Raw genomic sequence first — 9,836 nt, forward strand, 5'->3', positions numbered from 1 at the left:
CCCACCGCACACACCCCCCCGACCCACCCCCCCACCCCGCGGCGGCCGGCGGCCGCCCCGCCCCCCCCCCGCCCGCGCCCGCCCCCCCCCCCGCCCCCCCCCCCCCCCACGCCGAGGCGGGGAAATCACGTCCACAGGCTGCCGCAGGAGAGCTCCGTGGAGCCACCGTGAGGCGTAGGCCCTACGCGCGAGTCGCTCCGTGCTCCAGGTAGACGGTCGCGGACTGCGTCCTGGCGCCACAGGCGGCGTGGACGCGGCGGGCGAGGCGGGGGATGAGGAGTTCCTCGAGCTGGTCGGTGGTGTAGAAGGCGTACTCGCCGATCTCCACCTGGTCGACGGTAATGTGGTCGAGCTCGTCGGCGGGGAGGACGCCGCCGTCGAAGACGAAGAGGAGCTTGTCGCCCTCGGTGGGATGGGGTGCCCAGTCGGCGACGAGCAGGCGACCGATCGGCGGGGTGATGCCCAGCTCCTCCTTGACCTCCCGGGCCGCGCCCTCACTCGGGGTCTCGCCGGCGTGCAGGTAGCCGCCGGGGATCTCCCAGCCGGGCTTGTAGGTCGGCTTCACGAGGAGGACGTGGTCGTCCTCGTCGAAGAAGAGCACGCCGGCGGCGGTGCGGGGTTGGGCCACGACCTCATGGGGCTCGCTCATGGCGACGACTGTAGCCGCCCAGCCGCGTCACGCGACGATCTGGAGCCGCTGCGCGACGCGGACGCGGGGCGTGTCGGCGAGCCAGGCGTCGATGCGGACGAAATTCATGGTGGTGCCAGTGTGACCACCGGGTCTATGGGTGTTCACCCAGACGCGAGTTCGGCAGCTCGCTGAGCGAGTTCGGGGGCACCGGGGATTCCGCGCCTGCTGTAGACGGCCATGGTCGAGCGCACCGTTTTCAACTCCTTCTGGTTTCGGTCGGACGCCACGCCGTCCATGAGGTCCAGGCACTGATTCCAGAGGACGACTGCTTCCTCATAGCGGTGTTGGGCGGCGACGGACTTGGCGAGGTTCGCGATGGTGAGACCACGAACCCGCTGGTACGTCGCCGGGAGACGCTCCTCAAGTGCCCTGCGGTAGTGCCGTTCAGCGGCTCGGTAGTCCTTCATCTCGGTCAGGGTCTTGCCTGTGTGCGATGCCACGGTGGCCGCGACCGGGCCAGAGGCGGCCGCGTAGGAGGGCACGCCGTCGTCAGCGGCGAGCATGGCGTCCTCGGCGGCCAGGAGTGCCCCGGCGGCGTTCTTGCTCCGGCCGCTCGCTCCGTAAGCCCGGGCGGAGGTCACCAGCAGCAGTGCCTCCGTCTTCCGATCGACTTTCCCCTTGGCCCGCGAGAGCGCGGCTTCAGCCAGCTCGACGCAGTGCGTGGTCTGGTTCAGATCGAGGGCCTGATGGGTGAGGGCTCGCATCATCCAGGCTCCATGGCCTGCGGGATCGCACTCGCAGGCGAGTTGGTAGGCGAGGAGATAGAAGCGCTGGGAGGCGCCCTCACGGCCTAGATCGTGGCACTTCCATCCGACGAGGGTGGCGAGCTCGGCCGCCGCGCCGTACGCGCTCCGTCGGACCTCCTCGGACGGGAACGCGGCCTGAAGCATCGGTACGACGGCATCCGCCAGGTAGGACGACACGGTGGACAGCCCGTGGCCTCCGCCCAGTTTCTCGTCGGCGGTCCTGAACATCTCGGTGAGCTGCCGGACGGTGGAGACCTCTTCGGCTCCGGCCCTGCGGCGGCCCGTCGCGGCTCGCAGGGTGGCGGCGGCGGCCTGGTGGTCGTAGGCGAGCGGGAGCCCGACCGTGGCGGCGGAGAAGGCGAGGGCGAGGAAGTCGCGGCGGTGAAGCATGACAAGTCTCCCGAGGTCGGCAGCGGTTGCCAGAGGATCAGGGGCCATGGCCTCCCCGATGGCCGGGAAGCCTAGGCCGATCTCGGCGGTCGTCACCTTCCGCTTCGCCAGTCTGGTCAAGGCCTCGGCCAGGTAGGCCGCGGTGTTGCCGGTCGGGGTTCCACCCCTGGTCCAGGAGAGCACGGCAGAGCGCGAGGTGTGCAGCGTCTCGCCGGCCTCCGCCGCGACGGCGCGGACCGCCTTGGCCAAGGCTTCGTATGTGCACCCGACTTCCTCGATGACGGCCACCAGTTGCCGGTTCGGCTCCTTATGTCCAGTCAACTCGCACCCCCAGAACCGATCTTGAACAGATTGAACGGGATGAGCGCGTCATCACCGTACCGCCCGAGCGTCGCCGACTGTTCACTGACTGCACAAACCCGCACTTCAGAGGAGGTCGATGCCTCATGGCCGACATGTACTGCGACCCGCGTCTTCGCGAGCTGAGCGGGGCCAGCGTGCTGGTCACCGGCGGCGGCGGCCTCGTCGGCAGCCGCATCGTCGCCCAACTCGCCGCCTGCGGCGCAACGCCGATCGTTCTGGACCGGTTCGACGCCTACCCGCACCCAGTGAGGGACCTGTTCCAGGTGGACCGCCACAGCGCCCAGGTCGTACTCGGCGACGTTCGCGAGCGGGCCACCGTGAAGTGGCTCACGGGGCGCGCGGACTACGTGATCCACGCCGCCGCGTACGCCGATGTCGCCGCCTGCACCAGTCGGCCCGACACCGCGTTCGCCGCCAACGTGCACGGCACCCAGACCGTCCTGGACGCCGTGGTGGCTTCGCCGGTGAAGCGGCTGGTGTTCGTCTCGTCCGCCTCCGTCTACGGCGACGGCGTCGAGGACAGCACCCCAACGGAGGGCGGTGCGGCGCGGTTCACCGAGGAGCAGCCGCTCACCCCGATCTCGGTGTACGCCAACACCAAGGTGTGGGGCGAGCACCAAGTGCGCCTGATGCTCGGAGGCAGCGGCACCGAGTACTCGATCGTCCGGTACTTCTCGGTGTACGGCGACCCTCAGATCCCCAAGCCGGGCTCGCACTCCTGGATGGTGCCGTGGCTGGCCCTGTCCGCCCACACCGGCCGGCCGATGCGGCTCAACGGCGGCGGCCACCAGGTCCGCGACATGGTCCACGTCGAGGACATCGCGCACGCCACCGTCCTCGCCCTCGTCGCCGACCAGGCCGCCGGACAGATCCTCAACGTCGGCACCGGCATCCCCACCTCTATCCGGCGGATCGCCGAGCTGATCGCCGCCCACTACCCCGGGGCCGCGTTCGTCGAGACGCCGATGCCCGTGGGCGATCCGCGCGGCGGCTGTGCCGACACTCGCCGGGCCACCGACCTACTCGGCTGGTGCCCCGCCATCACCCTCACCGAGGGCATCGACCGCTACGTGCGCTGGCTCAACACCACGCCGGACGCCGTCCCGGACTGGTTCACCACCGCGGCCTCGGCCGCCTGAACGAAGGGAAATTCACCCCATGCGCGTCGTGCTGCTCGGCGGAGCCGGATACATCGGCTCCGCCGCCTCCCACCGCCTCGTCTCGCTCGGCCACCACGTCACGGTCGTGGACGGCCTTATCTACAACCGCGGGGACCACCCCGGCCGGCTCCTGCCCAGCGCCGCCACATTCGTCCCCGGGGACCTGCGCGACCCCGAGCTGCTGGCTGGGGTTTGCGACGGCGCGGATGCCGTTGTGCACCTGGGCGGGATCGTCGGAGAGCCGGCCTGCCGGCTGGACGAGGAGTTGGCCGTCGAACTGAACTACGCCGCCCCGATGATCGCCGCCGAGGCTGCCGCCGGCGCGAGCGTCGGCCAGTACGTGTTCTTCTCCTCGTGCAGCGTCTACGGCCAGCACGAAGGCACTGTGGACGAATACACCGAGCCCAACCCGCTGGGCATCTACGCCCGGACCAAAGTCCTCGCCGAACGGCGCCTGCCTGACGCGCTCGCCGAAGTCGCCGCGTTGACGAGCCTTCGGCTGGCGACCGTTCACGGCCCCTCGCCCCGCCAGCGCCTGGACTCCGTGGTCAACTCCATGGCCTCGCGCGCCGTCGCCACCGGGCGCATCCCGCTCAACGGAGGTGCCCAGCGCCGGCCCCTCGTCCACGTCGGCGATGTCGTCAGGGTGCTCGCCGCCGTCCTGGACAAGGATCTGACCGGCGCGTGGAACGTCGGCAGTGACCAGGAGAACCACACCATCGCCGAAATCGCCGAGACCGTGGCCGCCATCGTGCCCGGATCGAAGATCCAGCGCGGCCCGGAGCGCGACGAAGCCGACGCCCGCGACTACCGGGTGAGCTTCACCCGGCTCCAGCAGTACCTCCCCGGCCTGTGCCCCACCACCCTCGAGGACGGCGTACAGGAGATCGTCGATCTCCTGGTGACCCGTCAGATCGCCGACCCGGAGGAGACCCAGTACGACAACCACCGGGGCCTGGCGGCGGCCTTCACCGCGGGCAAGGTGCGGAGTGTACGCACTCCCGAGTGTCGGCGCTACCTGGCCGAGTACACCGCCGCGTGGGGGCAGCCGTGACCAGCGTCGCCCCGTTCCTGCCGTGGAACCGGCCCTCGCTCGGGCAGGAAGAGGAAGCCGAGGTCATGGACACCCTGCGCTCGGGCTGGATCACCCACGGCCCGAAGGCCGGCCGGTTCGAGGAAGCGGTGAAGTCCGAGCTCGGCGTCGAGGACGCGTTCGCGGTCTCCTCGTGCACCGCCGCGCTGCACCTGGCCCTGCTTGCGGCCGGGATCAAGCCGGGCGACGAGGTGATCACCCCGAGCCTGACCTTCTGCGCGGCCCCGAACGCCATCGTCCAGTGCGGCGCCAGGCCGGTGTTCACCGAGGTCGATCCGGTCACCCTCACCATTGACCCCGAGGCTGCCGAGCAGGCGATCACCTCCAGGACGAAGGCTGTCGTGGTCATGCACTACGGCGGCCAGCCCTGCGATCTCCTGGCCTTCCACAAGCTCGCCGACGACCACGGCCTGGTCCTGGTCGAGGACGCCGCCCACGCTCTGCACGCCTGGCGCGATGGCCTTCGGGCGGGCAGCGTCGGCGACCTGGCGGTGTTCTCCTTCTACGCCAACAAGGTCATCACCTGCGGCGAAGGCGGGATGATCGTCGGCCGCGCAGACCTCGTCCAGGCCGCCCGCCTGCTCGGCCGGCACGGCATCGACACCTCGGTGTGGCAGCGGCACGGCAAACGGAACACCGCCGACTACGAGGTCACAGTGCCGGGCCTGAAGTACACGATGCCGGACATCACGGCCGCGGTCGGCCTCCAGCAGTTCCACAAGCTGCCCGACTTCACCGCCCGCCGAGCTCAGATCGCCGCCTCCTACGACCGGTCCCTCGCCGGCCTGCCCGGCCTGCGGCTGCCCACCGTCGCGGCCGGCGCCCGGCACGGCTGGTTCCTGTACCCCGTGCTGGTCGGTCCGGTCGGCGGCCGGACCCGAGACACGGTGGCCGGCAGGCTCCTGAACGACCACAGGATCGGCACCAGCGTGCATTTCAAGCCGGTGCACCGCCTCGCCGCGTACCGCTACCTGGACTGCCACCTGCCCATCACCGAGCAGATCGCCGCCCAGCAGCTCTCCCTGCCCTGCTACCCGGCGATGACAGCTGCGGACGTGCACCGCGTCATCGACGCGCTCCACGCCATCTGGTCCTGACCCCCGGTGTGCTGAGGCCGGCTGTCAGATCACCGGCGGCCGGCCCAGCCGCGTCATCCGCCACACCGTGCTCCACCGCATCGGCCGCCGCGGCGGGCACGGCACCCGAACACCCTCGAAGAACCCGGACCACCAGGCCTTCAGCCCGGACATCGGCGGCCGACGAACCAGCGTGTACAGCGCCCAGGAGGTGAGGTAGACCGGTACCAGAGGAGCGGGCAGGTGACGCTTGGCCAGCCACACCCGGTTGCGGGCCGTCATCCGGTAGTAGGCGGCGTGACGGGCCGGGTCGGTACGTGGGTGCTGCAGCACCAAGTCGGCGCGATAGTCGATCCGCCAGCCCGCGTCCAGCGCGCGCCAGGCGAAGTCGGTCTCCTCGTGCGCGTAGAAGAACTCGGCGGGGAACAGGCCGACCTGGTCGATCACGCTCATACGGATGGCGTGCCCGCCACCCAGGAACGTCGTGACCGGACCGGACTGCATCGGATCGCTCGCGCCGAAGCGCGGCACGTGGCGGCGCTGGGTGAACCCGGTCTCATCCGCGATCCGGAAGCTGACGATGCCGAGCTTCGAGTCCCGCTCGAAGGCATCCCGGATCAGCCGGAACGTGTCGGTGCGGGGCAGCAGTCCGTCGTCGTCCAGGACGACCAGCACGTCCGTACCGCCCAATTCGCGCAGCCGCTCGACGCCGGCGTTGCGGCCCCCAGGGATGCCGAGGTTCTCCGGCAGCTCCACCGCGTCCACCCTCTCCGGCAACTCGGGCAGCTTCACGCCCTGCCCGAGCACGACGGTCCGAACCCCGCTGTCGCCGCCGTCCTGGGCCCGTACCGACTCCAGCAGCGCCGCCAGCTCCGCAGGCCGGTTTCCCATCGTCAGCACCACCACGCCCAGCGTGACGCCCATCGCACCCGACCCTTCGAGGAACCTTCATGATCTCGCCGACACCCCGGCCCGGCGGTGGACCGTCGCTGCACGAGCTGGCCGGCACCGGCCGGCTGCCGGACCACCAGGTGATGGACCGGCCGACGCTGAACTGGATCGCCCGCCACCGGCCCGCCGGCCCGGGTGTCCGGGCCAGACTGCCACACCAGCCGCTACTGCTCGTACCGAACGCCTCCTGGTTCACCCGCAAGCAAGCAGCCGCCTCGATCCACGGCGTACGCCACAGTGCCCGGGTCGCCGTGCTCGTTCAGCTGCTCGCCGCCGGCCATGGCTTCACGCCGGGCCGGGAGCTGGCGCTCGCGGCTGCGGCGGCCTGCCACGACTGCCGGCGGCTGAACGACCGCGACGATCCCGACCACGGTCAGCGCGCCGCCCACTGGCTGACCGAGCACGCCGCGAGCCTCCAGGCGACCTTCGGGACGGCGACCACAAAGGAAGCGATCACCGCAGTCGCCCTCCACGACGTGCCGCACGAGGCCTTCACCGGCAAACAGGAACGCGCCTACCAGCGGCACCAGGTGGCGGTGGACCTCCTCAAGGCAGCTGACGCGCTCGACCGCTACCGGCTGCCGCTGGCCCGCTGGTGGCCCGACCTCCCCCGTCTGCGACTGCAGGTTCCCGCTTGGGCACCGCTGCTCGCCCACGACCTGGTGGTGGGCAGCGAGCAGGCCGTCCTCGACGGTGCAACCGACGCCCAGGCCCTGGAGCACGCGCTCCAGGCCGTGACGCCCGAGTAGGAGAAGCCCCCGTGCACACCGAGTGGGACCTCGCGCACACCGACTACAGCGCGCCACCCAACCGCCCCCTGCCAGCCGGGCTCACCGACACCGAGTCCGACTGGCACCAACGCCTCGAACAGGCCCCCAACGGGCACCTGCTGCGCGAGGACGCCAACGCCATGCTCGCCTCGCTCACCGCCGACGGCCCGGTCCACCTGCTACACCTGACCCGTTCGCTGGACGCCATCCGCTCCAGCGGCCACCTGCTCACGTCCACCGGCTGCCTGATCGGGGCTGTCTACGGCTCGCCCCTCACCCCGCTGCCCGGCGGCGCGCTGCGGCCCCACAACCTCGGCTCCTACCTGCTGGACGCTCGCCACGGCCTGGCCAGCCGCCGCGACAGCACACCCCTGGTCATCCAGGGCACCCCCGATCGCCCGGGACCGGCCAAGGGCCTGGACTACCTGCGGCTCGGCGACATCCACCTGCGGACCTACCAGGCGTGCAAGCATGTCCTCACCGCAGCCGAGGACGACCAGGTGCTGCGGTCCGTCGAGGACCGAGTGCGCGTCGCAGCCCCATTCCTCGACAAGCTCCTGCACAACGCCAGTGGCGGCACGACGCCGGACGAGTCGTTCGTCGGCGCCCTCGCCGCCGCTGTCCCCGTCTTCCCTTATCTCGGGTACCTCTACTTCGAGACCGTCGCCGAGTACCTGATGCTCCACTCCACCAGCCGGGCAACCCGGGAGTACGCGGACTGCGGGGAGATGAACAACCGGCTCTACAAGGAACTCGCCTTCTCCGCCGTGGACAGTATGGGCACTCTTTTCGACCTCGGTCGGTTCTACCCGGACCACGCCAGGCTCATCGACATCGTGGGACACATCGAACCCGGTCTGGCGGCGTCGGCCGCCGACTACGTCCGCCGACGCATGTCCCATCTCTTCGCTGCCACTTCGATGACACCACGTCAGGACATCCGGGATTTCACGTTCCACACCGCGGACCTGGACACGCTGGCCGAGGCGGCACCAAACCTCCTCGGCCAGCTGATCTTCCGGGAGACCCGCCTCCTCGACCGCTACCCTCAGCTCTACCACTGCTTCGAACAGACCAAGGCCCTGCAGGCGTGGGCCTACTGGAACAAAGAGGGCATCCCGACGCCGTTCAACGGCGTCAGCCCCAAGGGAGAGATTGGCATCAATCCGGCCTACCCAGACGCCCGGTTCACGGTCTGGACGGCGGAGTCATGCAAGCAGGGACTTCTCCATCCGGTTGAGCAGATCGCCGCCGTTCCAGCCCCCCGGCTCGTGCCGTGGCTGGTTGCTCCTCTTCGGGACCGGACGGAGGAGGAACGATGGTCGAAGCGCCGCGTGACCCTGGCGTGATCGGGCGCCACCAGTTGATGGTCAGTGACTCTGCCCGCCCAAGGCCGGTTGCCGCCACCTTGTCCTGTGAGGCCGTCGAATGCGGGGATCACACTGAATGTCAGGAACGTCTCACACTGCGTCAACTATCGTGATACGTTCGGTAACTCAATCGAAAACAGGTGACCCCGGCGGTGCTACCAACACCCCGGGGTCCGGCACCAGGAGCAGCAACTCCAGATGCGGATCCATCGTAGCGCCCACGTGCGCAACTTCACTGTGCTACCCAACGCCGTACTCCAGTACCGGCGGCTGAGTTACACCGCCCGAGGCCTGCTCGCGGACCTCCTCTCCCGCCCCGACGGCTGGCGCGAGGACGGACGGCACATGGCCGACACCAGCCCGCAGGGGCGTGGCGCCGTCCACAAGGCGTTGAAGGAGCTGACCGAGGCCGGGTACTACCGGGTCGAGAAGATCCGCATGCCCGACGGCACGATCATCACCGAAACCCACGTCTACGACACCCCGCAGCTCGCGCCACCGGGTACCACCCGTCCGGCGCCCGGTGAAGCGGCAACCGGCCCTGCTGGCAGCCCTCTTGTAAAGAACCGGCATCAAGAACCCTCCCTCCGCCCGAGCCCGGAAGACGAAAGCGACCGGGGAGGAGAGGAGGAATCGCCCGAGATCCGCGAGGCGGTCGCCACGCTGTTCCGAGTGATCCGACCCGAGCCTCGGCTACGCCTGGGCGAGGCCGAAGCACGGGACCTGGCACCTTTGGTGGCGCAGTGGCTGTCGCGCGGCTGCACCGCAGCCGACCTCACTCAAGCCCTGCTACCGGGCCTGCCCACCCCGATGCACTCGGCGGCCGCCCTGCTCCGCTACCGCTTGGAGCAGAAGATGCCGCCCGCCCGACCCGTTGCTCGGCCACCGGCCCGGTACGCCGAGTGCGCTAAGTGCCACGACCCCGTGCAACGACCGGGCATCTGCCGCCCGTGTGCCGGCCTGACAACCCGCACCCTCACGACCGGCAACGGGGCAGAGGTGGCAGCCGCAGGTGCCGCCCGAGTCCGAACCGCCCTGCGCTGCGCACTGGCCGGTGGACGGCCTGCAGACGTCGCCGCCTGAAACACGCTGTCTGACCAGTCCGAAGGGGCTCCGGCAGGACGGGGCCTGCCGCTTCCGGCCGGTACGTCACCCTGCTCCACCAGCGCCGCGGGCGGCGCGGGCGGGCGGGGGGCGCCCCCGGGCGGGGGGGGCGCGCGCGCGCC

General features: G+C 70.3%; 9 protein-coding genes. 6 read left to right on the forward strand and 3 right to left on the reverse strand.

Annotated features, from left to right (window positions below; translation table 11 throughout):
* Positions 1-181: 181 nt before the first annotated feature.
* Positions 182-649, reverse strand: a complete 468-nt coding sequence (locus tag ACFV4G_RS41035) for an NUDIX domain-containing protein (protein WP_380448308.1) — start codon at positions 647-649, stop codon at positions 182-184.
* 143 nt (positions 650-792) lie between these two features.
* Entirely contained in the window at positions 793-2,148 is a 1,356-nt protein-coding gene (locus tag ACFV4G_RS41040; protein ID WP_380448310.1) for a tetratricopeptide repeat protein, read from the reverse strand.
* A gap of 125 nt (positions 2,149-2,273) precedes the next feature.
* On the opposite strand from ACFV4G_RS41040, the gene ACFV4G_RS41045 reads away from it, so the two are divergent.
* The 3 genes from ACFV4G_RS41045 to ACFV4G_RS41055 are packed head-to-tail and all read left to right on the forward strand — an operon-like array spanning position 2,274 to position 5,540.
* Complete coding sequence (locus tag ACFV4G_RS41045; RefSeq protein ID WP_380448312.1) at positions 2,274-3,329, forward strand: NAD-dependent epimerase/dehydratase family protein; 1,056 nt, start codon at positions 2,274-2,276, stop codon at positions 3,327-3,329.
* 19 nt (positions 3,330-3,348) lie between these two features.
* The gene (locus tag ACFV4G_RS41050; protein ID WP_380448314.1) at positions 3,349-4,404 is read left to right on the forward strand and encodes an NAD-dependent epimerase/dehydratase family protein; all 1,056 of its coding nucleotides are present in this window, start codon (positions 3,349-3,351) and stop codon (positions 4,402-4,404) included.
* A complete protein-coding gene (locus ACFV4G_RS41055; protein ID WP_380448315.1) occupies positions 4,401-5,540 on the forward strand; it encodes a DegT/DnrJ/EryC1/StrS family aminotransferase in 1,140 nt (379 codons plus the stop codon). Before ACFV4G_RS41050 ends, ACFV4G_RS41055 begins: the two co-directional genes overlap by 4 nt.
* 24 nt (positions 5,541-5,564) lie before the next feature.
* On the opposite strand, the gene ACFV4G_RS41060 is transcribed toward ACFV4G_RS41055, so the two are convergent.
* Positions 5,565-6,443 carry a glycosyltransferase family 2 protein gene (locus tag ACFV4G_RS41060; RefSeq protein ID WP_380448317.1) on the reverse strand — a complete coding sequence of 293 codons (879 nt, stop codon included), beginning with the start codon at positions 6,441-6,443 and terminating at the stop codon, positions 5,565-5,567.
* A gap of 26 nt (positions 6,444-6,469) precedes the next feature.
* Here ACFV4G_RS41060 and ACFV4G_RS41065 point away from each other — a divergent pair, with 26 nt between their 5' ends.
* From ACFV4G_RS41065 to ACFV4G_RS41075, 3 genes are all read left to right on the forward strand, one after another.
* On the forward strand, positions 6,470-7,219 hold the full coding sequence (locus ACFV4G_RS41065) for a hypothetical protein (RefSeq protein ID WP_380448318.1): 750 nt from the start codon (positions 6,470-6,472) through the stop codon (positions 7,217-7,219).
* Positions 7,220-7,230: 11 nt separating this feature from the next.
* Positions 7,231-8,589 (forward strand): hypothetical protein, encoded by a 1,359-nt coding sequence (locus ACFV4G_RS41070; protein ID WP_380448320.1) that lies wholly within the window; start codon positions 7,231-7,233, stop codon positions 8,587-8,589.
* Between the two features lie 243 nt (positions 8,590-8,832).
* Positions 8,833-9,693 carry a hypothetical protein gene (locus ACFV4G_RS41075; RefSeq protein ID WP_380448322.1) on the forward strand — a complete coding sequence of 287 codons (861 nt, stop codon included), beginning with the start codon at positions 8,833-8,835 and terminating at the stop codon, positions 9,691-9,693.
* The last annotated feature ends 143 nt before the right edge of the window (positions 9,694-9,836 follow it).

This window comes from Kitasatospora sp. NPDC059747 (assembly GCF_042732955.1).
GTDB lineage: Bacteria > Actinomycetota > Actinomycetes > Streptomycetales > Streptomycetaceae > Kitasatospora.

Bases quoted from the DNA above. Each gene is read 5' to 3' on its own strand.
- ACFV4G_RS41035 (WP_380448308.1), bottom strand. From the start codon at position 649: ATGAGCGAGCCCCATGAGGTCGTGGCCCAACCCCGCACCGCCGCCGGC.
- ACFV4G_RS41045 (WP_380448312.1), top strand. From the start codon at position 2,274: ATGGCCGACATGTACTGCGACCCGCGTCTTCGCGAGCTGAGCGGGGCC.
- ACFV4G_RS41050 (WP_380448314.1), top strand. From the start codon at position 3,349: ATGCGCGTCGTGCTGCTCGGCGGAGCCGGATACATCGGCTCCGCCGCC.
- ACFV4G_RS41060 (WP_380448317.1), bottom strand. From the start codon at position 6,443: ATGGGCGTCACGCTGGGCGTGGTGGTGCTGACGATGGGAAACCGGCCT.
- ACFV4G_RS41065 (WP_380448318.1), top strand. From the start codon at position 6,470: ATGATCTCGCCGACACCCCGGCCCGGCGGTGGACCGTCGCTGCACGAG.